Annotated in this window: 20 protein-coding genes; 11 read left to right on the top strand and 9 right to left on the bottom strand. The window is 65.6% G+C overall.

The genetic code is table 11. The annotated features are described in order from the left end of the window. Nucleotides 1–127: 127 nt before the first annotated feature. From FRC96_RS15885 to FRC96_RS15860, 6 genes are all read right to left on the bottom strand, one after another. Complete coding sequence (locus FRC96_RS15885; protein WP_146975881.1) at nucleotides 128–1,045, bottom strand: hypothetical protein; 918 nt, start codon at nucleotides 1,043–1,045, stop codon at nucleotides 128–130. A 134-nt stretch (nucleotides 1,046–1,179) separates the two neighbouring features. Further along, complete coding sequence (gene thiO, locus FRC96_RS15880) at nucleotides 1,180–2,313, bottom strand: glycine oxidase ThiO (RefSeq protein ID WP_146975879.1); 1,134 nt, start codon at nucleotides 2,311–2,313, stop codon at nucleotides 1,180–1,182. Then, entirely contained in the window at nucleotides 2,310–2,918 is a 609-nt protein-coding gene (locus FRC96_RS15875; RefSeq protein WP_146975878.1) for an A24 family peptidase, read from the bottom strand. Before FRC96_RS15875 ends, thiO begins: the two co-directional genes overlap by 4 nt. Nucleotides 2,919–3,053: 135 nt before the next feature. Continuing rightward, complete coding sequence (locus FRC96_RS15870) at nucleotides 3,054–5,237, bottom strand: fused MFS/spermidine synthase (protein ID WP_146975876.1); 2,184 nt, start codon at nucleotides 5,235–5,237, stop codon at nucleotides 3,054–3,056. Between the two features lie 286 nt (nucleotides 5,238–5,523). Continuing rightward, nucleotides 5,524–5,730, bottom strand: a complete 207-nt coding sequence (locus FRC96_RS15865; protein WP_146975874.1) for a Flp family type IVb pilin — start codon at nucleotides 5,728–5,730, stop codon at nucleotides 5,524–5,526. Nucleotides 5,731–5,936: 206 nt separating this feature from the next. Then, the gene (locus tag FRC96_RS15860) at nucleotides 5,937–6,143 is read right to left on the bottom strand and encodes a hypothetical protein (protein WP_146975872.1); all 207 of its coding nucleotides are present in this window, start codon (nucleotides 6,141–6,143) and stop codon (nucleotides 5,937–5,939) included. Nucleotides 6,144–6,489: 346 nt separating this feature from the next. Between FRC96_RS15860 and mfd the strand changes: the two genes are divergently transcribed. The 7 genes from mfd (at nucleotide 6,490) to pssA (ending at nucleotide 16,239) form a co-directional block, all read left to right on the top strand. Next, nucleotides 6,490–10,107 (top strand): transcription-repair coupling factor, encoded by a 3,618-nt coding sequence (gene mfd, locus FRC96_RS15855; protein WP_146975870.1) that lies wholly within the window; start codon nucleotides 6,490–6,492, stop codon nucleotides 10,105–10,107. Nucleotides 10,108–10,125: 18 nt separating this feature from the next. Further along, on the top strand, nucleotides 10,126–11,142 hold the full coding sequence (locus FRC96_RS15850; RefSeq protein WP_230470319.1) for a peptidylprolyl isomerase: 1,017 nt from the start codon (nucleotides 10,126–10,128) through the stop codon (nucleotides 11,140–11,142). A gap of 52 nt (nucleotides 11,143–11,194) precedes the next feature. Further along, nucleotides 11,195–12,196 carry a peptidylprolyl isomerase gene (locus tag FRC96_RS15845; protein ID WP_230470318.1) on the top strand — a complete coding sequence of 334 codons (1,002 nt, stop codon included), beginning with the start codon at nucleotides 11,195–11,197 and terminating at the stop codon, nucleotides 12,194–12,196. After that, the gene (gene pdxA / locus FRC96_RS15840) at nucleotides 12,177–13,184 is read left to right on the top strand and encodes a 4-hydroxythreonine-4-phosphate dehydrogenase PdxA (RefSeq protein WP_146975865.1); all 1,008 of its coding nucleotides are present in this window, start codon (nucleotides 12,177–12,179) and stop codon (nucleotides 13,182–13,184) included. The genes FRC96_RS15845 and pdxA overlap by 20 nt, the downstream gene beginning before the upstream one ends. After that, nucleotides 13,181–13,984: a crotonase/enoyl-CoA hydratase family protein gene (locus tag FRC96_RS15835; RefSeq protein WP_146975864.1), complete on the top strand. Its 804-nt coding sequence runs from the start codon at nucleotides 13,181–13,183 to the stop codon at nucleotides 13,982–13,984. The genes pdxA and FRC96_RS15835 overlap by 4 nt, the downstream gene beginning before the upstream one ends. A 105-nt stretch (nucleotides 13,985–14,089) precedes the next feature. Continuing rightward, entirely contained in the window at nucleotides 14,090–15,583 is a 1,494-nt protein-coding gene (locus FRC96_RS15830) for a hypothetical protein (RefSeq protein ID WP_146975862.1), read from the top strand. After that, nucleotides 15,580–16,239, top strand: coding sequence for a CDP-diacylglycerol--serine O-phosphatidyltransferase (gene pssA, locus FRC96_RS15825; RefSeq protein WP_146975860.1), 660 nt, complete (start codon nucleotides 15,580–15,582; stop codon nucleotides 16,237–16,239). Before FRC96_RS15830 ends, pssA begins: the two co-directional genes overlap by 4 nt. Nucleotides 16,240–16,329: 90 nt before the next feature. On the opposite strand, the gene FRC96_RS22685 is transcribed toward pssA, so the two are convergent. Beyond that, entirely contained in the window at nucleotides 16,330–16,458 is a 129-nt protein-coding gene (locus tag FRC96_RS22685) for a hypothetical protein (protein WP_283808960.1), read from the bottom strand. Between the two features lie 267 nt (nucleotides 16,459–16,725). Here FRC96_RS22685 and FRC96_RS15820 point away from each other — a divergent pair, with 267 nt between their 5' ends. The 3 genes from FRC96_RS15820 (at nucleotide 16,726) to FRC96_RS15810 (ending at nucleotide 23,191) form a co-directional block, all read left to right on the top strand. After that, nucleotides 16,726–17,757, top strand: coding sequence for a M42 family metallopeptidase (locus tag FRC96_RS15820; protein WP_146975858.1), 1,032 nt, complete (start codon nucleotides 16,726–16,728; stop codon nucleotides 17,755–17,757). Between the two features lie 8 nt (nucleotides 17,758–17,765). Next, nucleotides 17,766–18,929, top strand: a complete 1,164-nt coding sequence (locus tag FRC96_RS15815) for a pyridoxal phosphate-dependent aminotransferase (protein ID WP_146975856.1) — start codon at nucleotides 17,766–17,768, stop codon at nucleotides 18,927–18,929. Nucleotides 18,930–19,720: 791 nt separating this feature from the next. Next, nucleotides 19,721–23,191 carry a pyruvate carboxylase gene (locus FRC96_RS15810; protein WP_146975854.1) on the top strand — a complete coding sequence of 1,157 codons (3,471 nt, stop codon included), beginning with the start codon at nucleotides 19,721–19,723 and terminating at the stop codon, nucleotides 23,189–23,191. 83 nt (nucleotides 23,192–23,274) lie between these two features. Here the strand turns inward: FRC96_RS15810 and FRC96_RS15805 are convergent, their stop codons facing one another. Then, nucleotides 23,275–24,318 (bottom strand): hypothetical protein, encoded by a 1,044-nt coding sequence (locus tag FRC96_RS15805; RefSeq protein WP_146975853.1) that lies wholly within the window; start codon nucleotides 24,316–24,318, stop codon nucleotides 23,275–23,277. A gap of 191 nt (nucleotides 24,319–24,509) precedes the next feature. Here FRC96_RS15805 and FRC96_RS15800 point away from each other — a divergent pair, with 191 nt between their 5' ends. After that, a complete protein-coding gene (locus FRC96_RS15800; RefSeq protein ID WP_146975851.1) occupies nucleotides 24,510–25,013 on the top strand; it encodes a hypothetical protein in 504 nt (167 codons plus the stop codon). A 39-nt stretch (nucleotides 25,014–25,052) separates the two neighbouring features. Here FRC96_RS15800 and FRC96_RS15795 read toward each other — a convergent pair whose 3' ends face one another. Beyond that, nucleotides 25,053–25,703 carry a hypothetical protein gene (locus tag FRC96_RS15795; RefSeq protein WP_146975849.1) on the bottom strand — a complete coding sequence of 217 codons (651 nt, stop codon included), beginning with the start codon at nucleotides 25,701–25,703 and terminating at the stop codon, nucleotides 25,053–25,055. Nucleotides 25,704–25,751 lie beyond the last annotated feature (48 nt).

Genomic DNA, 25,751 nt, shown 5'->3' with positions numbered 1-25,751 from the left:
ACCCGAGTTTCGGTGGACGACCTACAGCTACGGCAAGGTGGAATGGAAGGCAGGGTAGAGCAGGGCGGCGCGGCCGTCGATCGAAAGTTTTCCCCAACGCCGACCGAGGGCCTGGCAGCGCTTGCGCTCAGAAATAGACGGAGAAGCCGCCGGCCACATAACCAAACTTCGAGCTCTGGTTGAGGTCGTGGCGGTACGAGACGTCGAGCCCTGCGGCCTGGGAGCGCCACCCGAAGCCGGCGGTGATCAGATTGCGATCGAAGAAGCCACGGCGCTCAAAGCCCACCCGCAGCGGGATGACATTGGCCGCCAGGTACTCCAGGCCCACCCCGAAGTCGAAGATGGGATCGTCGGCCGAGGTGATGTCCACCATCGCCTGGCCGGTGAGCTGAAAACTGGTGACCGTGCCCAGGCCAAAGCCCCCGCCGATGCGCGTGGGCACCGAGCCGCGGCAGCGCGCGTTGTCGCGGCAGGGATCGATGAGGTTCTGGCCGGTCACCCCCAGGTGCACCAGCTCGCCGACGCGAAACATCGCGCCCACATCGACGCTGAAGCCTTTGAAGAGCACCTGGCTGTCTTCGTCGTCGGCGATCTCGGGCAGGGAGGAGTCGGTGAAGTGCATGTAGCGTCCGCCCACACCGATGGAGATGCGCTCGGGGATCACGGGCACGGCGGCGGCAAAACGCACGTCGTGGCCGGAGAGATCGGCGTGATCTTCGGAGCCGAAGTAATACGAGTAGGCCACCCCGGCGGCGATCTGCGGGTTGGTCTTGCTGTCGGCGATGCCCGCGCTCAAGAGCCCGCCCTGGGGGGTGTAGGTAAACGCCCCGTCGAGGATGTACATCTCACCGCGCGCCAGGCCAGCCGGGTTGTGGTAGAGGCTGTCGACACCGGCGGCGATGGGCGTCAGGGCGTTGCCCATGCCGGTGGGTCGCACCCCGGAGAAGGTCTCCGGGAGGGGATCGGACTGCTGGGCCGCGGCGGTGGCCGCCGAGGAGAGCGTGAGCAAAGAGGCGATCAAAAACGTGGCGCGTTGAGACGTCATGCGTGTGCTCCCGGAGAGCCAGAGATCCAGATCAGTGCGTCATCATGGGGGGCCGAAGAGGGGCATCGTTGGCCGCGGGCAGTGATACCCGAAACCTCGCCACGACGGCAACCGCGCGCAGATGGGGGCGGAAGCTACCCGCGCCGAAGAAGTTGACGCACGACCGGATGAGGATCTTCACCGCGCATCATCGCGCTGACCGACTGCGCGCTCAGAGGTGCCAGCAGGATGCCGTTTCGGCCGTGGCCCAGGGAGGTGAAGAGGCCCTCGATGGAGGTGGGGCCCAGCGCCGGGAGGTTGGCCAGGGAGACGGGGCGAAAGCCCACCCACTGGTCGAGGATGGGGGCATCGTAGATGCCGGGGAGGGTCTCCCAGGCGCCGCGCAGAAGCTCGAAGACCCCGCCGGCGGTGAGCCGGGCGTCAAAGCCCCGCTCCTCGCTGGTCGCGCCCACCACGAGCTCGCCGCCGGCCTGGTCGCCGGCGCGCGGGACCAGGTAGGCGTCGGGAGCGCGAATGACATGCTGGCACAGAGGCGGGTCTCCAAGCCCCACCACCAGGACCTGGCCGCGGACCGCCCGGATGTGGGGGAGGATGCCGCGGGGGAGGCCCTCGAGCTTGCGGGCCCAGGCGCCGTTGGCCACGAGCACGTGGGGCGCGTCGATGTGGCTGCCATCGTCGAGGGTGACGCCGCGCACCCGCCCGGCCGCGTCGTCGAGGCGGACTGCGCGAACCCCGGTGTGGGTGTGCAGCCGCCCGCCGCGGGCCTCAAAGGCTCGGGCGAGGGCCTCCATCAGCCGCTGAGGATGCACCTGGTGATCGGAGGGGCAAAAGAGCCCCATGGTGATGGTGGGGGAGAGGCCTGGCTCGATGGTGCGCGCCTGATCGCCTGAGAGCTGCTCTACGGGCAGCTCCAGTTTCTGGTGGTAGCGATGCACATGGGCCAGGGCCTCGGCGTCGTCGCGATCGATGCCCACCATGAGCGTGCCCTGGCTGCGGTAGTCCACATCGACGCCGCTCTCCTCCTGAAGCTCACGCACAAAGTCCGGGTAGAGCGCCAGGCTTGCCTGGCCGAGCCCCAGCTGCAGCTCCTCCTCAAAATGGGCCTCGGCTGCCGGCGCGAGCATGCCGGCGGCGCGCATGCTCGCGCCAAAGCCGGGAGTGTGGCGGTCGAAGACGTCGACCTCCCAGCCCTCCTGCACCAGACGCCAGGCCGCCCCCAGCCCGGCAACCCCCCCACCGATAACGATTGCGTGTTGCTTGGAGCTCATAGAAGCGAGTCACTCATCCACAGGCGAAGTCCGTCGAGCCACAGCGGCCAGCCGGCGTACGCGTCGGTCAGCGCCAGAAGCACTCCGAAAAAGATCGGGATGGCAAAGGGCAGGTAGGCGCGCTCGTCGGTCTCCATCTTCACGCCCAGGTTGGTGCGCGAGGTGATGCTGAAGAACATCGCCTTCATCACCAGCCACAAGCGTTTGATAAGCTCGGTGATGTAGCCGTTGGCCACCGAGAGGGTAATGCCCATCGCCAGCCCCACAAGGGTCGCATAGAAAAAGACCACGTAGAGGCCGGAGAAGCCCACAAAGGCCCCGATCATCGCCAGAAGTTTGATGTCGCCGCCGCCCAGCCAGCGAAAGGGCAGGATGATGATCCCCACCACCAGCACCGTAAACGCCGCCAGCAGCCCCGAGCCCAGCCCCGCCCAGCCAAAGGCCAGGGTGTGGGCCACAAGGCCGATGATCACGCCGGGGTAGGTGAAGGTGTTGTACACCTTGCGCTCCCGAAAGTCGGTGATCGCCGCGATCAGGCAGATGACCACCAGGGGCACCATCACCAGGAGCTGGGACCAGAGGGGAAGTTCGGTAAAAGGTTGCATCGAGCTAGCCTCATCAGAGTGCGGGGGAGGTCTTGGAACACCTCAGCGGCGGCGTGGGGTCGGAAAGCGCGTGCCGCGCAGATCGTGACAGGATGTCGCACGGTGGCCACTTCTGGCACCGCCCTGCTGCAGCGCTTAGAAGATCCACAGGCCGTTGACCGCCGCGTGATTATCCGTCCAGGTGACCGCCGGGCCGTCGTAGGTCTGCCAGCGAGGATCGAGCGTCTCAAGCGCCCGGGCCTTCTCGGCGTCGCGGGTGAGCACGCCCCAGGTCGAGGCGACCCGACCCTCGGCGATCTCCTGATCGCTTAAGTGCACATCATCCACCACACGAAACTCCAGATCATGGGCCTCGGCCAGGCCCTCAAGCACCGGGATCAGGTCGAAGTAGCGGTTCGAGATATGAACGGCGATCATCCCGTCGTGCTCAATGCGCGAGAGGTAGAGCTCCATCGCCTCGACCGTCAAAAGGTGAATGGGGATGGCGTCGGAGCTGAAGGCATCGATGATGAGCATGCCATAAGGCTCGCTGTACTCGCGCTCCTGGAGCTGAATGCGGGCATCGCCGGCCACGTAGTCGACCTCGGCGGCGGGTGAGCGGCCCACGTTGCCAAAGCCTTTGGCCGCCTCGACCACCACCGGATCGAGCTCATAGAAAGTCAGCGTATCTTCAGGCTCGGCGTAGCAGGCGTGCGAGCCCAGCCCCAGCCCGATCACCGCCAGACGCCGGGGGGTGACATGCTCGCGGTAGATCTCAAAGAGGCTGCCCATCGGTCCGCGCAGATCGTAGTAGTTCTGGGGTGTGCAGCCCTCATCGTCGATCAGGGCGTGGCCGTGGAAGGTTCCGCCGTGGATCATGCGGTACTCGGTATCCGACTTCAGGATCTCGACGACCCCGTAGAAGGTGCGTTTTTTGAAGACCGTGTCGTACTCCACGCTCACCAGTGAGGCGGCCACAAAGATGCCCAGAAGTCCAAGCCCGAAGCGGGCCGGACGCTCCACCTGGCTGTAGGCGATGACCGCCGGGACGGCCAGCAGCACAAAGCTGAAGACATCGGCGTGGGCGATCTCGCTGCGCTTGAGCAGCCACACGCTCCCCAGCATCAACGCGGTGGCCACAAAGGGGGCGGCGCGCTTCCAGGGGCGGTCCGGATCGGCCAGGTCGGCCGCCGACTGCGGTCGCAGCGCGCAGGCCAGGATCAGCACCAGGGGGTACTCCCAGATGTTGGTAAAAAGCAGCGGGGCGAGCAGGGTATTAAAGACCCCGCCGAGCAGCCCGCCGATCGACATGTAGAGGTAAAACCCGGTGAGGTACTTCGCCGAGGGGCGGCTGGCCGCCAGGCGGCCGTGCAGCACCAGGGTGACCAGCGCAAAGAAGACCACGTGCAGCGGCAGCAGCAGCCAGGCGGGGTTTGTGGCCCCCATCATCCAGCCGATCAGAAGCGCGGTGCCCAGCAGGCTCATCACGCGCCCCAGCAGCGGGAGGTTGAGCTTGATCGAGGAGAAGACCACGATGAATGAGGCGATGAAGATCGCCAGCGGGATCACCCAGAGCAGCGGAAAGGCGGCCACATCGGTGGTGATGTACGTGGTCACACCGAGCATAAGGCTCGAGGGGACGAAGGCGTAGAGGATCCACAACCCCTTCTGGCGCGAGGTCGGCGCGGGCGCATCGTCGTCGCTGTCGGCCTGGTGCGCGGCGGATGTTTTGCCCTGATAGCCCGGTGAGGCTCTCAGGGTCATCACCCCGCAGATGCCCATCAGAATCGCGAGCACGACAAAGCCCCCGCTCCACCAGGTAGCCTGCTCGCGCACCCCGAAGAGGGGCTCAACGAGCAGCGGAAAGGCCAGAAGCGCCAGCAGGCTGCCGGCGTTGCTGGCCGCGTACAGAAAGTAGGGGTCGTGAGCCCGGGGGTGATCCTGGCGCGCAAACCAGGCCTGCAAGAGTGGCGAGGAGGTGGAGAGCGCCATAAAGGGGAGCCCCACCCCCAGCCCCAGAGCGGCCACAAGCCAGAGCACCGGCTGGTGCACAAGCCACTCGCTGGAGAAGTCCATGCGGTTCATGCTCAGAGGCAGCGCCACCACCGCCACGCCCAGCAGCCCGAGCTGCAAGAGAAGCTGCGGGAGCGCGCGCAGTCGGGCGATCCCGTGGGCCCAGAGGTAGCCCAGGAGCAGCACCGCCTGAAAGAACATCATGCAGGTGTTCCATACCCCCGGGGTCCCGCCCAGAAAGGGAAGGAGCATCTTGCCGGCCATCGGCTGCACCCCGAAGAGCAGCAGCGCGCTCAAGAAAATCGTCAGCGTGAACACGACGACCATAATCACCTCAACCTGGGGCGGGACCCGCTCGCCGGACCGCCCGTCGTATGGCAAGCCCATGCCTTGTGTCGGCCTTGCCGCCCCGGGCGAGTGTGACGGGTGAGGAGCCCGGGGGCGATGATGCCGGATGCGCCGACCTTAGCACGCGCGTTGCGGGCGATGAAGCGCTCCGCGTGGTGGCAGCGCGCTGCCGAGCCCGGCGCTGAAACAACAAGAGCCCGCCACGAATCATGGCGGGCTCTCTGCCCGGAGCACCAAGGTGCTCCAGGTCGCGATCAGGCGTCGATCAGCCGGTCGGGCGGCTGGAGAAGTCGACGTTGGTCTTAACGTCGGTGTTCGCATCCTGGAACTTCTTAGCGACCGTGCCACCGAAGGCCTTGACGATCATGATCACGAAGCAGGCGATGAGCACGAGCAGGATGATGTACTCGGTGGCAGTGGCGCCGTCTTCGTCGTTGTGCAGCGAGATGAGCAGGTTCTTGACGTTTTCCATCGGGGGTGCCTCCCAGGGGTTTGGTCTGCCAGTCGACAGGCCGGTTTGTGAAGATTCACTCGACGCGCTGTTTGGGCGCTTCGGGTGAGTATTACAGCAACGAGTGTGCCAGGTGTTGAAAAAAAGTGAAACGGGGTGATTCGGTGCAACTTTGAACCCGAAGTGTGCCAATCTGGCACGATCCTCGGGATCGAGTCCCCACGACCTCAGACCGCAGGGTGGGCCAGCCACCACACGAGGAAGTCGCGGTAGGCTTTGACGTAGACCGCCGTCGAGATCAACGCGATGGTCGCGCCAATCGAGATCAGCGAGAAGATGATCAGGTATTCGGTGTAGGCCACGCCGCTCTCTTCGTGATGAAGACGCGTCAGGGCTTCGACCAGCCTACCTTTTAAGTGAGTCATCGCGTTCATGGGATCCTCATTCGGTGATCCAGTCAAACCATCCGCACCTTCGATAAGGCCACCTGCCGGCAGCTTTTTGCGGTGGTGCGGAGTGCGGGGACGTTCAAGACGTTACGTATGTAGCGAGCCGGGGTCAAGCTGGCCTGTGATCCAGACCGGCGGGTTTCAAAGACGACCCGGCTGCCACACTGCCCACACAGTTGTGCAAGGAGTGGGCCAGCGTCCGGCCCTGATGAAATCCCATCGGGGGTGGGCGTGTTTGACAGCGGCAAGGCGCGCAGACTACACCCGCCGGGCTTCATACGCCTGCCAGCGGTGAGCTGCGTGTGATGGTACGAGACAAGCGAGGGTGAAGGTGTCCGACGAGTTCGCAGTGGCCATACAAGAGGGGCAAGAAGAAGAGGCGCGGCCGCAGCGCGAGGAGCGCTATCCGGTCGATCGACTCTCGGAGCTGGTGGGAGCAGACCATCCGGTGGAGGTGCAGGCCGGCGCCGGCGCGTTGATGTCAGCGGTGCTCGCGCACCTCTCGGCGAAGCTGCGGCGTCCGGTGGTCGTGCTCACTTCCGAGGAGCGCCAGGCGGAGCGGCTGGCCACCGACCTGCGCCTTTTCTGCGGCGCCGGCGATGATCCTGGCGAGGTCGAGGGGCTGATCCCCGAAGACGGGCGGCTCGAAGAGCAGGTCGTGCACTTCCCCTCCTACGATGTGGGGCCTTTTTACCAGGCCACCGCCGATCGGCGCGTCACGATGGCGCGCCTGGCCGCGCTGCACACGCTGCGCGCGCAAAAACCGCCGCGCTACACCGTGGCCTCGGTGGGCGCGGCGATGCGGCGTACGCTGGCCCCGGAGACCTTCTCGCAGCACACCCACCGTCTCACCATCGAAGATGCGCTCGATAACGAGCGGCTGCGCGAGATGATGGCGCATCTGGGCTACTCGGAAGTTCCGGTGGTCGAAGACGCCGGCACCTTCGCGGTGCGCGGCGACATCGTCGACATCTTCTCGCCACACGAAGAGCACCCGGTGCGCGTGGAGCGCTGGGGCGATGAGATCGCCGAGATCCGCCAGTTCCATAAAGAGACCCAGCGCAGCCTTCAGGAGCGCGGCCACTGCGAGATCTTCCCGGTGCGCGAGGCCATCCTCAACAAAGAGGGCGTGGCGCGCGCGATCGCAACCCTGCGCGCGCTCAGCGCCGAGATGGGGAGGCCCTCGAGCGATCTTCGCGATCTGATCGCCGATCTTCAGGCCGGGCTGCACGTGGTGGGCATGGAGGCCTTGCTTCCGGCGCTCTATGAGGAGATGGGCGATCTTCTCGACTACCTGCCCGCCGACGCGATCGTGGTGGTGCTGGAGCCTTCGGCCTTTATGGCGAAGGCGCGCACGCTCTTTGAGAAGCGTCTTGGCGAGTTCGAGGCCTCCCGCGCCGAGGAAGACTACGTCTTTGAGGTTGAGGCCTACTACCGTCGCCCTGACGCGCTTGGCGATTGGCTGGGTGCGCATAAGCCGGTGGAGTGGCGGCGCGTCGCGATGATCGAAGATGTGCAGGAGCGAGGCTGGCCCGTGCCGAAGGAGCACCTGGAGTTTCGGGTGCGCGAGAACAACGACATCATCGCGCTGCGCAAGCACTTCCAGGGCGTGGAGCAGACGGTCAAGGCGCTCTCCGAGAAACTCGACGGGTGGAAGGAGCGCTACGGGCGCATCTGCTTTGCGTGCCGCACCGGCGCGCAGGCCGAGCGCCTGGTGGAGCTCTTAAACAGCTATGGCCAGGACGCAATGGTGCTCAGCGCGCCTGTCGACATCAGCGAGCCTGTGCCTCCGCCGGCCGACGTGCTGGAGGTGTACGCCGGCGAACTCAGCGCAGGCTTCAGGTCGGAGCTCTTAGGGGTGGCGCTGATCTCCGGGGTGGAGCTCTTCGGTCAGCGGGTGGTCACCCACCAGCAGAAGTCGATCACCGAACACGCCGCCATCACCCACTTTAAAGATCTCAACGACGGCGACCTGGTGGTGCACGTCGACTTCGGGATCGGCCGCTACCGGGGCATCGCCCACCTGGATGTGGAGGGGATCGGCAACGACTTTTTGCACATCGAGTACGCCGGCGGCGACAAGCTCTACCTGCCGGTCTACCGCCTGGGGCGCGTGCAGAAGTACATCGGCGGCGGCGACAACATCGCGCTCGATAAGCTCGGGGGCACGCGTTGGGACCGCACCAAAGAGAAGGTCAAAGAGAACATCCGCGAGCTGGCCGGTGATCTTCTGGCGCTCTATGCCAAACGCGAGCTGACCAAGGGTATCAAGTTCAGCCCGCCCGACGCCTTTTATGAGGAGTTCGAGCAGGCCTTCCCCTTCGATGAGACCCCTGACCAGGCCCGGGCCATTCACGAGGTGCTCAACGACATGTCGAAGTCGCGGCCGATGGACCGGCTCATCTGCGGCGACGTGGGCTTTGGCAAGACCGAAGTGGGCATCCGCGCGGCGATGAAGGCGGTGATGGACGGCAAGCAGGTCGCCGTGCTCGTGCCCACCACGCTCTTGAGCGAGCAGCACGCCATCTCGTTTGAGAAACGCGTCAAGGCGTTCGGGGCGCGGGTGGCGGCCATCAACCGCTTCCGATCCTCCAAAGAGATCAAAGAGATCCTGGCCGATACCGCCGCAGGCAAGATCGATGTGCTCATCGGCACCCACCGCATCCTCTCCAAAGATGTGGAGTTTAAGGAGCTGGGGCTTCTGGTCGTCGATGAGGAGCAGCGCTTCGGTGTGGCGCATAAAGAGAAGATCAAGAAGATGCGCGCCAACATCGACGTGCTCACGCTCTCGGCCACGCCGATCCCGCGCACCCTGCAGATGAGCATGCTGGGGATTCGCGACCTCTCGATCATCGCCACCCCGCCGCATAACCGCCTCTCGGTGCGCACGCACGTGGCCAAATTCAGCGACTCGGTGGTGCGCGAGGCGATCATGCGCGAGCTGGGCCGCGGCGGGCAGGTCTTCTTTGTGCACAACCGCGTGCAGACCATCGAGGAGATGGCTCGTCATCTGCGCGAGATCGTGCCGGAGGCGCGCATCGGCATCGGCCACGGTCAGATGGCCGAGGGTAAGCTCGAAGAGGTGATGTACGCCTACATTCGCGGTGAGATTAACGTGCTCTTGTGCACGAGCATCGTGGAGAGCGGGCTGGATATCCCCAACGCCAACACGATCATCGTCAACCGCGCCGACATGTTCGGGCTCTCCCAGCTCTACCAGCTGCGGGGGCGAGTGGGTCGTGGAAGCCAGCGCGCGTACGCGTATCTGCTGGTGCCGGCGAGGCGCACGCTGCCCGATGATGCGCAAAAACGCCTGGAGGTCATACAGACCTACACCGACCTTGGCAGCGGGTTCCACGTGGCGAGCTACGACCTGGAGATCCGCGGGGCGGGTAACCTGCTCTCCGACGATCAATCCGGTCATGTGGTGGCCGTCGGCCTCGACCTCTACACCGAGCTTCTGGAGGAGGCGATCGCTGACATCCGTGGCCAGGAGCTCGAAGATGAGCTTGAGCCGGAGGTCAACATCCCGGTGGAGGCGTACATCCCCGATACCTACATCCCGGCCACCAGCCTGCGCCTGATGTTCTATAAGCGCTTCTCGCTGGCGCGCTCGGGCGATGAGCTGGCGATGATCTTTGAGGAGCTCGTCGATCGTTTTGGCGAGCCGCCGAATTCGGTGCGAAACCTGCGCGATCTCATCAGCGTGAAGATCGATCTCCGCCGTCTGGGCGCCGCTCGCCTCGACGCCGGCATGAGCGCCATTGCGATGGAGCTCGATCCGCGCACCCCGCTCAACCCGGCCGCGGTGCTCGATCTGGTCAACACCAGCGGCGGGCGCTGGCGCCTGACCGCCGAGATGAAGTTGATCTACAAGCTCAAGGTCGATGAGTCGGCGCAGCTGATGCGCACCGCGCGCAGCGTTCTCAATCAACTGCTGGCGTTGTAGGGTGGGGTCGAGATGATGATGAACATGGGAAGAGTACAGCTCGTGGGGATGGTGATCGGCGGCGTTTTGCTGGCGGCGTGCGCGCCTGAAAAACCCTCGGCCGAAGACGATGCGCCGCGCCAGGAGCGCGCCGACGAGGTCGCCCCGGGCCAGGAACAGGTGGTCGCCCGGGTCAACGGTGAGGCCATCACGCGCGCGGAGTTTGAGCGGCGCATCGAGAGCCTCGCCCCGCACGCCCGCGCCCGGCTGCAGTCGCCGGAGCAGCGCGAAGATTTTTTAAAGAGCGTGGTGCAGTTTGAGGTGATGGCCGACGCCGCCGAGGAGGCCGGCCTTGGCGAGAGCCCGCAGGTGCGCCACGCCATGCGCGAGGTGATGGTGCGCCTGATGCTCGCCGAACACCTGCGCGAGGAGGGCGGGGCGGCGGTGGGCGAAGAGGAGCTGCAGGCCTATTACGACGCCAATCGCGAGGATTTTGCGCGGCCCGCCCGCCGCATGGTCTATGAGCTTGTGACCCAGACCCGCGAGGAGGCCGAGCGCCTGCGCCGACGCTTTGTCGAAGAGGCTCACCCCACCACCGAGGAGGCGCTCCACGCCTTCGCCGAGCTCGCCGGGCAGTACTCCTTCGATCGCAGCACCGGCGATCGCAGCGGGGCGCGGGGCTGGGTGGAGGCAGGCCAGCCGGTGGCCGGCGCCGACGCCATCTTCGAGACACCCGTGGGCCAGGCCTCAAACCCCTATGAGGATGATCGTGGCTGGGTGGTGGTGTTTGTCGCCGAGGAAGAGCCCGCGCGCCAGCCGGCGTTGAGCGAGGTGGAGCGCGAGCTGCGCACGCGCCTTCTCGAAGAGAAGAAGCGTCAGCTGCGCACGGAGCTTGTGGAGCGGCTGATGGCCGAGGCCACCATCGAGATCGATGACGAGGTGCTGGCCACCGTCGAAGCCCCCGAGGCCGCGCTCCCCATGCGTCTGCGCGATCTTCCGCGGCTGCCGGTGCGCGACCAGGGCGCCGGTGAGGCTGCCGCCCGGACCGACGATTGACCGTTTTGACCTTTTTAGACCTGTCAGGTTTCACCCATTGAGAGCGTGCGTAATGAGTCGATTCATCCTGCTGCGAACTTTTTTGCTGGCCGCGCTGGCGCTGCTGGCCTTTGCCGGCGCCGGCGTCATCAGCGCGGCGATGCCCGCGACGGCGCACGCCGCCATCATCGATCGGGTGGTGGCACAGGTGAACGATGAGATCGTCACCCTCTATGAGCTTGAGAACGAGGCGCGCACCTACCTTGTGCAGCAGGGGCGCAGCGCGCGGGTGCTCGAGAACCCGGAGCGCCGCGACGAGGTGCTGCGCGAGGTGCTCGACGACCTGGTCAATCGCCTGCTGATCAACCAGGCCGCCGCCGAGGTCGGGGAGTCGGTCAGCGATGAGGAAGTCAACGAGTGGATGCGCGCGCTACGCCAGCAGCAGGGGCTCGACGAGCAGCAGTTCATGCAGATGGTGGCCCAGTACGGCATCGACTTTGAGACCTACCGGGAGGTCGTGCGCGACAACCTCCTGCGCATGCGCATGGTCAGCCTGAGCGGTCGCAGCGCCACGGTGGCCGACTCGGAGATCGACTCGATCTACCGCCGTCGTCACGGATCGTCGGGCACCGAGCGCTACATTCGCGTGCGCCACATCCTGGTCGAAGTCGACGGGGAGGGTGAGGCCGCTGAGGCCGCCGCGCGTCAGCGCGCCTCCGAGCTCCGGGCGATGGTCGAAGAGGGCGCCGACTTCGCCGAGGTTGCCCGCGAGCACAGCGAAGGCCCGGGCCAGGATCAGGGCGGCATGCTCGGGGAGTTTCGCCGCGGCCAGCTCGAATCCACCTTTGAGCAGGCCGCATTTGCCATGGAGCCCGGCCAGCTCTCCGAGCCGGTGCGCACGCCCTTTGGCTACCACATCATCGAGGTGGTCGAGAGCGAGGAGCGCGTCGCCCAGGCGGCCGCTGAGCAGCGCGCTCGCATCCGTGCCGAGCTCCAGGAGCAGGCGATGAACCGCCAGATCGAAGCCTACCTTCAGACCCTTCGCGCCAAAGCCTATGTCGATATCCGCTACTGAGATGCCCGATACGCCGGTGCGCCTGGCGCTCACCATGGGGGATGCCGCGGGCATCGGGCCGGAGGTCATCGTCAAGACCCTGGCGCACCTCGATGCCACGCACAGCTCCATAGAGGCGGTGGTTTACGGCAGCGCTGAGGTGATGCGTCAGGAGGCCCGGGCGCTCGGGTACACGGGCGAGTTCGAGGTGGTGGAGGTGGGGCCGGAGCTCGACTTTTCGGAGCGCCCGGTGGGCAGGCTCGACCGTCGCGCGGCGCTCGTGCAGTGGCGCGCGCTGCAGCGCGCAATGGAAGACGTCGACCAGGGGAGGGCCGACGCGATCGTCACCGCCCCCTGGAACAAGGCCCTCTTTGAGCTGGCCGGGATGCCGGTGCTCGGTCACACCGAGGTCTTGCAGGCCCATTACGGCAGCGAACGGGTGGTGATGATGCTCGGTGGCGAGCGCCTGAAGGTGGCGCTGGTGACCACGCACGTGGCGCTCTCGGAGGTCAGCCAGCGCCTCAACGCTCCCCTGCTTCGGGAGATCTGCGCGGTGACGCTGGCCGGTCTCAAGGCGCGTTTTGGGGTGGAGCATCCGCGCCTGGCGGTCTGCGGTTTAAACCCTCACGCCGGCGAACGCGGGCATATGGGCGATGAGGAGCTGGTGTGGATCGACCAGGCGGTGGCCGACCTGGACCGGGAGTTCGCCGACGCCGCGATCAGCGGCCCCTGGCCTGCAGACACCCTCTTTGCGAAGTTCCGAGGCGATCGCATGCCGTATGATGCCGTGATCTGTATGTACCACGACCAGGGGCTTATCCCCTTGAAATTGCTGCACTTTGGGGAGTCCGCCAACATCACCCTGGGGCTCCCCATCATCCGAACTTCGGTGGATCACGGCACCGCCTACGACATCGCCGGGCAGGGCGTGGCCGACGCCGGCTCGATGCTCTACGCCACCGAGTTGGCTGCAACGATGGTGGCACGCGCGCGGGGAGGGGTTTTTTGAGCTCCTCCTCTTCGAAGGCCGAGCCCTCCTCGGCAAAGACGGTGCGCGTGGAGCAGCGCGGCCCGATCTGGGTGGTCACCATCGACCGCCCCGCGCATAGAAACGCCGTCGACCGCCCCACCGCCGAGCAGCTCGTCGAGGCCTTTGAGATCTTCGAGCGCCGCGACGATTTGCACGTGGCCGTGCTCACCGGCGCCGGCGACACCTTTTGCGCCGGCGCCGACTTAAAGGCTTTTGCCGCCGGCCGGGGAAACCGGCTGGAGCCCGAGGGGGCAGGGCCCATGGGCCCCACGCGCATGGTGCTCAACAAGCCGGTGATCGCCGCGGTTGAAGGATTTGCGGTGGCCGGGGGCCTGGAGCTCGCCATCTGGTGCGATCTTCGGGTGGCCGCACGCACCGCGACCTTCGGGGTGTTTTGCCGCCGCTTCGGCGTGCCGCTGATCGACGGCGGCACCGTGCGCCTGCCGCGGCTCATCGGGCAGAGCCGCGCGATGGAGATGATCCTCACCGGCCGGCCCGTCGACGCCGGGGAGGCGCACCGCTGGGGGCTGGTCAACCGCCTTGTTGAGCCCGGTAAGGCCCTCGATGAAGCGGTGCGCTGGGCGGAGCAGATCGCCGGCTTTCCGCAGACCTGCCTGCGCTCCGACCGCCGCTCCGCGCTGGAGCAATGGGGCCTGGACGAGGCCCGGGCCATCGCCCGGGAGTTTGAGCTCGGCCAGCCCGCGATTAGATCTGAAGCAGAGCGGGGCGCGGCCCGCTTTGCCGATGGCGAGGGTCGGCGAGGAAGTTTCGAGGGCTGAGAGCGGTTGGTTGAGCGGCCACCGGCGCGGTGATCGTCGGGTAGGTGCCACAGGCCTCCTGCCCCCCTCCTGGCAGTATGTTGATTTATCCAAAGGCAAAGACGTATGGCGCAGCAAGCGAGCGCATTTGAGCTGGAAGACCGCATCCGCGGCGCGTTGAAGAAGCGCGGCGGCGTGGCCACCGTGGGCGATGTCGCCGCCGAGACCGGCCTCCCTTATGAGGAGACCGAGATCGCCATGCGCAAGATGCTTGAGCGCTATCAGAGCCACCTCGACGTCGACGATGATGGCAACCTGCTCTACCGCTTCGACCCCCAGCTCAAAGCCCGCGGCTACCAGAAGGGGCGGCGCTGGTATGACTTCAAAAAGAAAGCCTGGGCGGCGTTCACCTGGATCTTCAAGGTCTCGATCATGGTGGTGCTCATCGGGTACACGGCCACCTTCATCCTGCTCTTGCTGGCGCTGGCGATTGCGGGCATCGCCGCGGCCACCTCGCAGGATAACGACGATCTGGGCGATGTCTTTTTGCTGCCGGTCTACCTGATCGCGCGCATCCTGGAGACGGTCTTCTGGATCAGCTGGTTCAGCGACTTCGGGGGAGGGCGGCGGCGCCGAAGGCGCCCGCGGCGCAAGGTGGAGCGCCCCAAAGTTCCCCTCTACAAGCGCATCTTCCAGTTCGTCTTTGGGCCCGAGATCACCCGCGACGAGCTCGCCGCGGAGCGCGCCTTTGCGCGTTTTGTGCGCGCCCGCCAGGGGCGCATCACCGCGGCCGACTGGGCCTCTCGCACCGGTCTGAGTCTCGAAGACGCCGATCAGGCCCTGACCGCCGCCACCGTGCGTTTTCGCGGCGATATTGACGTGGCCGCCGACGGCACGCTGATCTACCGCTTTGACGATCTGCGCGTGACCAGTGAGGCCGGCGCCGACGACCACCTGCAGCCCCCCAAACCCATCTGGACGCGCAAGGTCACCGTGCCGCCGCTCACCGGCAACAAGGGCTCGACCAACACCTGGATCGCGATCTTTAACACCTTCAACCTGATCATGGGCGCGTTTATCCTGGGCGGTGTCACCGGGCTGAGTACCGGGGTGTCGATTGTGCTGGGGGTGATCCCGGTGCTCTTCAGCCTGATGTTTTTTGCGATCCCGCTGGCGCGTCGTTTTGCCCGCGGCGGCAAGCTCAAGCGCGCCCAACGCGAGAACGAGCGTCGCGAGCTTATTGAGGCCGTCTACCTCTCGGCAGCCACCGACGGGGTGGCGAGGCCGGTGGACGCGAAGATCTTCGAGACCCACCCGCGCGGCGACGAAGTCTTTGCCGACTTTGACGGGGAGATCCGCGTGGAAGAGGACGGTCGCACCCTCTACCTCTTCCCCCAGGTCGCCCGGCAGCTGGGTGCGGCCGAGAGCGCGCGCCAGCGCGCCGCGAGCGAGGTGGTCTTTGGCCAGACGATCTTCTCCAGCGATGAGGAGACGCTGAGCATGGCCGAGGCCGAGATGCTGGAGTTTGACCGCAAGCTGGCGCGGGAGCTTGGGGGCGATGCGATGGTGGAATTTGACTGGGAGTCGCTGGAAGAGAGCGCGACCGTAGGAGCCTCATGAGCTCAACAGATGAATGGGACGAGCCGGCGCAACCTGCGCGCCGCAAACGTTTTGAGATGCTGCGCTCCTTTGCGCTGGCCGACATCATCACCATGGCCAACGCCGCCTGCGGTGTGGCCGCGATCTTCTGCTGTCTGAACTACATGGACGAGAAGATCGACCTCTACGTGTGGTGGGCCTTCGGGCTTCTGCCGCTCGCGCTGGTCTTTGATCTCTTTGACGGGGCGGTGGCCCGCTGGCGCCGCAAGCACTCCGCGCTAGGCGCCGACCTGGACTCTCTGGCCGACATCGTCTCCTTTGGCGTCGCGCCCGCCGTGTTGGCTTATACCTTAGGCATGCGCGGAGGCTGGGACGCGGTCGTCCTCATCTACTTCGTGGTCTGCGGCATCGCGCGTCTGGCTCGCTACAACGTGACCGCGGCCGAGCTCAGCCAGGGCACCGGCAAGGTGCCCTATTATGAGGGCACGCCCATCCCCACGAGCCTTGTGCTGGTGTTGGTGATGGCGGTGGCCTTTGACCGCGGCGCCTACGGCGCCGCTCTCTGGGGAGGCAATCTGGAGCTTCTGGGCTGGGGCTTTCACCCCCTGGTGCTCCTCTTCGGCCTGAGCGGAAGCGCGATGATCAGCACGCACCTGCGCATCAAAAAGATCGGCTGAACGCCGCCCGCCCGGCGTCCCACCAGGCATAAAAAAACGCCGAGACGATCGCGTCGTCTCGGCGTTTTTTCGTCGTGCAGATCGAAAGGCTCAGGCGTGGGCAAGCATCTTGGCGATCAGAATGATCGCGGCCACACCGAAGCAGATGCCCACGGTGACCACCGGAACCCAGGGTGCCTGGTGGAGGGGGCCTTCATGTTCGTCGTGATTATCAGCCATGTTGTGCTCCTTTATCGCGCGATGCCCGCGTGGGGCGATTGAGTGGATGCGGCTCAGGCGGCGGCATCTTTGCCAGAGGCTCAGGGATTGTAAAGGAAAATCCGGCCGCGGGCCTGCGGCAGATCCGCGCGCTTCAGGCGTGGGGAGCCGGCCGGCGCCTTGTACCGGCCGGGCGCTGGTAGTACAAGGCGACCTCCCGCCGGTGCGCGCCCCTCTGGCGCGCGCCCTGACTCCTTTTCTGTATCGCTGTGCGAAGTGAGGTTGTAGATGGATCTTCTCAAAGTACTCTCGGAGATGCCCGGTGCCCCGGGTCGTGAAGAGCTGGTTCGCGAGTTTATCGAGTCCAAGGTTAAAGGCCTGGCCGATGAGATCACCACCGACGCCATGGGCAACCTGATCTGCCGCAAGAAACCGGCCGAGGGTGCCACCGACGTCCAGAAGGTGATGATCGCCTGCCATATGGATGAGATCGCCTTCTACGTGCGCCTGATCGACGACAAGGGCTTCATTCGCCTTCACAACGCCGGCGGCTTTGATAACCGCAACCTCTTCGCCCGCCGCGTGCGCATTCAGACCCGCGACGGCGAGGTGATCGAGGGCGTGATGAACCCCGGCGGACGCCCGATTCACATCGCCGCGCCCGAAGATCGCACCAAGATCCCCAAGATGGCCGAGTTCTTTGTGGACACCGGCCTCGATAAAGAGACCGTCACCGCCAAAATCCGCCCGGGCGACCCGGTCACGCTGGTGCAGGAGTTCACCGAGCTTGGCGAGATGGTCACGGGCAAATGCCTCGACAACCGCGTGGCGTGCTGGGTGGGCGTGCGCCTGCTTGAGCGTCTTCAGGCCAGCGACAAATACGACATCTACGTGGTCTTCACGGTGCAGGAAGAGGTCGGGCTTCGCGGCGCGATCACCAGCGGCTACGCCATCGAGCCGGACATCTCCATCGCCATCGACACCACCCTGGCCGTCGATACCCCCGGGGTCCCGGGCGAAGAGCAGATCACGGAGCTCGGCAAGGGCGTGGCGATCAAGATTCTCGATGGCTACACCATCAGCAACAAAGCGCTCGTCGACACCTTCGTCGACCTGGCCGAATCCGAAGGCATCACCCACCAGTACGAAGTGCTGCCGATGGGCGGCACCGACGCCGGCGCCATGCAGCGCGCCCGCGCCGGCAGCCGCGCCATCACCTTGAGCGTGCCCACCCGCTACATTCACACCGTCACCGAGATGGTCCATAAGGGCGACCTTCGCGCCACCCTGGATCTTCTGACTGCCTACCTCAGCAAGTGAGTCTGTCGATGAGTACTCAGGATTTTCGCAGCGAACGCATTGGCTTTTTGCAGCAGTCCGAGATCCGGGCGATGACCCGCGAATGCAACCGTCTGGGCGGCATCAACCTGGGCCAGGGCGTCTGCCCCTTGCCCTCGCCGCCGGAGCTTCTGGAAGCCGCAGCGCAGGCGGTGCGCGAAGACCTGAGCACCTACAGCCGCTTCGACGGCGTGGACGAGCTGCGACTCGCCATCGCCAGAAAGCTCAAGCGCTATAATAAGATCGAGGTCGATCCGGAGACGGAGCTCGTCACCACGATCGGCTCGGCCGGCGCCTTTATCTGCGCACTGCAAGGGCTCTTTAACCCGGGCGATGAGATCATCGTCTTTGAGCCCTTTTATGGCTACCACGTCAACGCCATCCGCGTGGCCGGCTGCGTGCCGAAAGTCATCACGATGAAGGCGCCGGACTGGTCCTTTGACCCCGAAGACCTGGAGCGCCTGCGCACCGATCGCACCCGCGCCGTGCTGGTCAACACCCCCGGCAACCCCAGCGGCAAAGTCTTCAGCCGCGACGAGCTCGGGGTCATCGCTGATTTCTGCAAAACCCACGACCTGCTGGGCATCACCGACGAGATCTACGAGTACCTCGTCTACGACGGGCAGGAGCATGTCAGCCTGGCGACCCTGCCGGGGATGTTCGAGCGCACGATCACCATGTCGGGGTTTTCCAAAACCTTCGCCATCACCGGCTGGCGCCTGGGTTACGTGGCCGCGCCCGCGCACCTGGCCGGCCCGATGGGCCTTGTGAACGACCTCTTCTACATCTGCGCGCCCACGCCCCTGCAACACGGCCTGGCCCGCGCCCTTGAGGTCATCGGCGACGATTACTTCGACGAGATCCGCAAAAAGTACAAAGCCAACCGCGACCTCTTCTGCGATGCACTCGTCCAGGCCGGGCTCACCCCGCACGTGCCCGAGGGCTCCTACTACATCCTCACCGACGTGACCCGCTTCGGCCTCAACGACGCCCGAGCCTCGGCGATGCATATCCTGGAAAAAGCGGGCGTGGCCTCGGTCGCCGGCTCGGCCTTTTTTGCCACCGACGGCGGCCGCAACCTCGTACGCTTCTGCGTCGCCCAACCCCGCGAGGTCGTCGAACAAGCCGCAGAGCGCATTCAAGTTTTCAAGTAAAGGATGGGGAGCGCGCTGCCACTCCCAGAGGTGCATAACGACAATGGCGAGCCGCAAGGCTCGCCATTTTTTCGGCCATGGGTTGGGTGGAGGTTGCCGCGCCGATGTTTTGATCATGGGTTTGGAGTCGGTTGCCGCTCTGAGGACATTTTTGGTCGTGATTCTCCTCGATGTCCGTAGGGGTGGGTCTTGTGCCCACCCCGAGCGTGCGTGGCCGGGGGGCCCGGGAGGACTCGATACAAGGAGGCTGAGTAGCGGATCTGTCGTGAACAGAAGGGCAGGTAAGGGGTCTGAGCTTGCGATCTGGCCAGGTAAAACGGGAGGTAAGGGGTCTGAGTTGCCGATTTACCTGAGTAGAACGCGAGGTAAGGGGTCTGAGTGGCCGATCTGTTGTGAACAGAACGCGAGCTAAGGGGTCTGAGTGGCCGATCTGTTGTGAACAGAACGCGAGCTAAGGGGTCTGAGTTGCCGATCTGTTGTGAACAGAACGCAAGCTAAGGGGTCTGAGCTTGCGATCTGTTGTGAACAGAACGCGAGCTAAGGGGTCTGAGTGGCCGATCTGCTGCGAACAGAACGCGAGCTAAGGGGCCTGAGCCCTGCCCCTGGATGAAAAACCTGATCAAAAAAACAGCAAAAGGCTCGCCGCCGGGGGGATGGTGATGAGAGTTGGGGGCATGACGCGACGCGTCGGGTGGGCTATGGTCTGGGGGCGATTTACAGAGACATGGTTAGGCGCGTGCGGTCGGCGTTTTTGCTGAATGTGACTCCTTTTTGAGTGAGGTTGTGCGGCTATGGCGAGAGAGATTCGAAATGTGTTGGCGGCGAACCGCGGGGAGATCGCGGTTCGAATCTTTCGGGCGTGCACGGAGCTGGGGATCGCGACGACGGCGATTTACAGCTTTGAGGACAGGCTGGCGATCCACCGCTACAAGGCCGACCGGGCCTATCAGATTGGCGAGGAGGGCAAGCCGGTGGAGGCGTACCTGGACGGGGACGCGATCATCGAGCTGGCGCTGGCCAAGGGGGTCGACGCGATTCACCCGGGCTACGGGTTTTTGAGCGAGAACGCCGACTTTGCGCAGAAAGTGATCGAGGCGGGGCTGGTGTGGATCGGCCCGCAGCCGGAGGTGATGCGGGCGTTGGGCGACAAGCTGGCCGCGCGCGAGGTGGCCAAACGCGCCGGGGTGCCGGTGGTGCCCGGAAGCGGCGGGGCGGTGCAGACCGAGGAAGAGGCGATGACGGCTGCGGCCAGCATCGGTTACCCGCTTCTTGTGAAGGCCGCCCACGGCGGGGGCGGGCGAGGGATGCGCGTGGTTAACCAGGAGAGCGAGCTTCTGGAGGCGGTGCGCTCGGCGCGCAGCGAGTCGCAGGCGGCCTTTGGCAGCCCGGCGGTCTTTCTGGAGCGCTATGTGGTCAACCCGCGCCATATCGAGGTGCAGCTTTTAGGCGATACCCACGGCAACGTGGTGCATCTCTTTGAGCGCGACTGCTCGGTGCAGCGCCGCATGCAGAAGATCGTGGAGCTGGCGCCGGCGCCCAACCTCGCTGACGAGGTGCGCGAGAAGCTCTACGAGTACAGCCTGCGCCTGGCCGAGGAGGTGGGCTACAGCAGCGCGGGCACCGTGGAGTTTCTGGTCGAGGAGCGGGAGGGGAGCTTTGAGATCTACTTCATCGAGGTGAACACCCGCATCCAGGTCGAGCATACGGTCACCGAGATGATCACCGGCCGCGATTTGATTCAGGCCATGATTCGGGTGGCCGAGGGCGCGAAGCTCGGCGACGCGAGCATCGGCATTGAGGGGCGGGAGGCCATCAAACGCAAAGGGCAGGCCATTCAGGCGCGGGTGACTACCGAGGATCCGGAGCGCAATTTTGCGCCGGACTCCGGGCGCATCATCACCTACCGCTCCGCGGCCGGCCACGGCATTCGCCTGGACGCCGGGGTGGGGGGCTCGGGCTCGGAGATTTTGCCTTTTTATGACTCGATGCTGGTGAAGGTCTCGGCCTGGGGGCAGGACCTTGGCGAGGCCGCGCGGCGGCTGGATCGCAGCCTGGCGGAGTTTCGTATTCGCGGGGTGAAGACCAACCTCCCCTTCCTCCAGCGGGTGGTGCGTCACGAGCAGTTTCTGGCCGGCGCCACCCACACCCGGTTCATCGACGAGACGCCGGAGCTCTTTGTGTACGCGCCGCGCCGTGACCGGGGGACCAAGGCGCTGATGGCGCTGGGCGACATTACGGTCAACGGCCCGCCCGGCAGCACCACGCGCTTTGCCCGGCCGCAGCCGCTGATCGTGCCGAAGGCGCCGAAGGTTAAAGGCAAGCCGCCCACAAGCCCCGCCTACGCGGTCTTTGAGCAGGAGGGGGCCGAGGGGCTCTCCAGGTGGATCCGCAACCAGGAGGCGCTGCTCGTCACCGACACGACCTTCCGCGACGCCCACCAGTCACTTCTGGCCACGCGGGTGCGTACCAACGATCTGCTGGAGATCGCCCCGGCGACCGCCCATATGCTCCCCGGGCTCTTCTCCTACGAGATGTGGGGCGGGGCGACCTTCGATGTGTGCATGCGTTTTCTGCAGGAAGATCCCTGGGAGCGGCTCGCGCGCATGCGCCAGGCCATCCCCGGGGCGCTCTTTCAGATGCTGCTGCGCGGGGCCAACGCCGTGGGCTACACCAACTACCCCGACAACGTCGTGCGCGCCTTTGTGCAGGAGGCCGCCCAGGCCGGCGTGGACGTCTTCCGGGTCTTCGACGCGCTCAACTACGTGCCCAACATGGAGCTGGCGATGGAGGAGGTCGCCCGCGCCGGCAAGATCGTGGAAGCGTCGATCTGCTACACCGGTGACGTGCTCGATCCCGACGAGACCAAGTACACGCTCGACTACTACACGAACCTTGCAAAAGAGCTGGCCAGTCGCGGGGCGCATATCCTCAACATCAAGGATATGGCCGGCCTTCTGAAGCCCTTCTCGGCCAAAGTGCTGGTGGAGGCGCTTAAGGAGGCCGTGGACCTGCCGATTCACCTGCACACCCACGACACCTCCGGCAACGGGGTGGCGATGTACCTGATGGCCGCGCAGGCCGGCGTCGACGTGGTGGACTGCGCGCTGAGCTCGATGGCCGGGCTCACCAGCCAGCCCTCGCTCAACGCCGTGGTCAGCGCGCTGGAGGGGCAGACGCGCCAGCCCGATCTCGACAGCCAGGCTCTGGAGCGCCTCTCGGAGCATTGGGAGCTCCTGCGCGAGATCTATTATCCCTTTGAGTCGGGCCTTAAATCCTCGACGACCGACGTCTACAACCACGAGATCCCCGGCGGGCAGTACTCCAACCTGCGTCCGCGGGCGATTCAGCTCGGCCTTGGCGAGCGCTGGACCGAGGTCAAACAGACCTACCGTCGGGTCAACCAGGAGATGGGCAACATCGTTAAGGTCACGCCGACAAGTAAGGTGGTGGCCGACTTTGCGATGTTCCTGGTGCAGAACGACCTGAGCTTTGAGGCGATCTACGAGATGGCCGAGCGCGGCGAAGACATCGACTTCCCGCAGTCGGTCATCGACTTCTTTTACGGCAATATGGGCCAGCCCTACGGGGGCTTCCCCGAGAAGCTGCAGTCCATCGTGCTCAAGGGCCGCAAGCCCCTAACCGGCCGGGCCGGCGAGGGCATGGCGGATTATGACTGGGGCGCGAAGGAGGAGGAGCTGCGGGATCTTTTGGGCCGCGAGCCCACGCGCCGCGAGGCGATCAGCTACGCGCTCTACCCGAAGGTCTTTGCCGGGTTTGCGCGCACCATCCAGGAGTTTGGCGAGTACCGCATCCTGGAGACGGTGCCCTTCCTCTACGGCATGGAGGTGGGCGACGAGACGATGGTGGAGATCGAGGAGGGCAAGACGCTGGTCATCGAACTCAAAGCCATCAGCGAGGTGCGCGATGACGGCACGCGCCGCGTCTACTTCGAGCTCAACGGGCAGCCCCGCGACGTGGCGATCATCGACGCGTCGGCCGAGCTCAGCTCCGGGGCCCGACCCAAAGCTGACAAGTCCAGGCCCGGGGAGGTCGGAGCGCCGATGCAGGGCAAGGTGCTCACGATCGCGGTGGCCGTGGGCGATGCGGTCAGCCGCGGCGATACGCTGCTCTCCACCGAAGCGATGAAGATGGAGACCAACATCACAAGCCCGGTCGACGGGACGATCAAAGCGATCGAGGTGAGCGAGGGGGACTCGGTGGGTGCCGGCGACCGCGTCGTCATCATCGAGCCGAAGAGCTAACGCAAAACACCTCGCCAGCGCTTTGATGCGCTGGCGAGGTGTTGGGGACCTGCCGAGTTGATGTCAGAAAGGGGGGGAGGCGGTCAGGCGCGGCTGGCGTCCAGGCATTGCTGGAACTCACTGGAGAAGGTGGTCGCCTCACTGCACGCCCGGATGACCGGAGCAGGCTGGTGGCGGAAGCCGGCGGCAGCCGAGATGCAGCCGCGCAAGTCGCTGGAGAAGGAGGTCGCTTCGCCGCAGGCGCGAATCGCCGGGGCAGGCGGGGTGCGGTAGGCCGAGGCGGTGGTCATGCAATGCTCGAAGTCGCCCGAGAAGGTGGTGGCGTCGCCGCAGGCGCGGATGGTGGCCACGGCGTAGCTCGGCGGCAGGAGCGTGGCGCTCTCGATGCAGTGGGTGACCTGAGAGGGGAAGGGGCTCTGATCGCCACAGGCTTCAATGATCTGCGCGCGGGAGGCGCCGGGGCGCGGGTGGTGCGGATGAGTCGGGTAACCGGCGTGCGGAGGCGGTCCGGGGCGATGCGGGCGGCCGGCGCGCGGAGGGCGGCGATCGTCGCGGTCGCGTCGGCGGTCGTAGCGATCATCGCGGTCGTGCCGGTCGTCACGACCATAGCGGTCATCGCGATCGTGTCGGTCATCACGATGGTAGCGGTCGTCGCGATCGGGGTAGCCTGGCGAGCGACGCAGCTCGACGATGGGCAAACGCAGGGTCTGGGCGGGCCGACGGCGCTCAAGGCGTATGGTGGTGATGGTGTGCGGGCCCTGGGTGCCGACCAGCCGGAGCTCGGCGTGGGAGGCCGCAGCGCGGCGGCCCAGGTTCATCGTGGCCTGGCCACGCGGGGCGTCAATGCGCAGCGCCTGCACGAACTCAAAGTCGCGCGAGGAGCCCTCGGGCAGGTAGACGTTGAGACGGGGTTGAATGCGGGCCTGCTGCAGCGCGCGCCAGTCGCGGGCGTCGACCTGGTAGGTGATGATGAGCTGCCCGCGGTCGCGCTCGACGCTCAGCGTGTTGAGCTGAACATCGTAGCCGCGGCTCTGGGCCGAGGCGTTGAGCGAGAAGAGCAGCGTGGCACACATCATCACCACAGCGATCATGGTCGGGGCGAAAGGGGTCGGGGGCAGGCGTTTCATGGTCGACTCCGGGAGGTTCGTCGCGTCGCGGGCCGCCCTGACGGCCCGCGACGCTGGAGGAGAGATGCAGCGGCCGGGAGTGTGTTGCTTAAGTTTCCCGGTCGCAGTGTTGAGACGCCCCGGCCCCCGGGGTATTCATCAGGTCGACGAAGTTCGCCGGATTCATGTTCTCTAAGCCATCAGGAGCCAGTATGAGTGACGATCGCCGCCAGAGCCGCGGCAGCAAATACACCCGAGAGCAGCGCGGCCCGCGCCGCAGCCAGCGCGACGAGAAAGAGTCAGCCTCGTACAAAGCCGATCTGGAGAAGTTCTTTACCGCCGGCGGCAAGACCCCCGAGCGTTTTGAGAAGCTGGCCAAAGGGCTCGCGCCCAAAGAGGGGAGCGCCGAGGCGGAGTACCTGGAGGCGGTCGATACCCTGCGAAAGGCTGAGGGCTTGCCGGCGCTGGTCAAGGCGATCAACGACTTCGTGGCCGCCGGCCACCCCTGGCCCGACGATGAAGAGGTGCTGATCAGGGCGCTCGATCATCCGCGCGAGCGCACGCTGCACGGGGTGCTCGATCACCTGCTCGATCTGCAGGCGCGCAAAGGGATCAAGAGAGGGGTCGCAATAAAGGCCCGGCTCGGGACGCTCAAAGTCGTCTCCGATGATCCGGGCCTTCTGAAGAAAGTCGACGCGCTGGAGGCGCGGCTCTAAGCCGCTGCCGCTGAGCCGGGAGGCTCGGCACAAAACCAATCAGGGCGCGTTGTCTGGAGAGGAGGTCGGCTCCAGGTCGAAGACCTGGTCGAAGCAGGCGACGATGTCGGCGCAGACGCCGTCTTCGATGCGCTCGGCGCAGGCGTCGCTGTACTCCCAGAAGATGTCACTGCGGGTGCGGGCCATCTGGTAGCAGGCCTGGCGAAGCGGCTCGGTGGACTCACCGGGACGGCAGTCGCCGCGGGCGGCCAGGAAGTCGTCGCAGCGGGCCTGACGATCTTCGGGGAGGTCGAGGCGTACGTAGCAGAGCTGGTGTGCCTCGGCCTCGCGGGTCTCTTCGCAGGTCAGCTCGTCGACGATGCAACGGCCGAACTGCTCCACGGCGTCGAGGCTCCACTGACGGATGGTGTTCTCACAGCGCACGCGGCAGTCGGAGTCGGCCGCCTCACAGGTGTCGAGCTTCTCGCACATGGTGCGGCAGTCGTAACCCTCGACGCCCAGGGGGTTGCGGCAGACCGACTCGTCGCAGACCAGCGGCGCGCGGCAGTCGTCATCAAACCCGTTGCAGAACTCGCCCTCATTGCCCTGCTTGATGCTGTCGGAGGCCCGGCAGGCGCCGAGCATCGAGCTCAAAAGCAAAAGTGTGACGAGGGCGATCGGAGCGACGAGGCGGTTGGAGAGCTTAAGCATAGCGCTGAATTCCCTGGGCATTCGCGCGCCAGGCGCGGGCCGGTGGAC

It is taken from the genome of Lujinxingia vulgaris, from assembly GCF_007997005.1.
Taxonomy (GTDB): domain Bacteria; phylum Myxococcota_A; class Bradymonadia; order Bradymonadales; family Bradymonadaceae; genus Lujinxingia.
The sequence above is the reverse complement of the archived record's forward strand: the minus strand, read 5'-3'. Positions and strand labels throughout refer to the sequence as shown.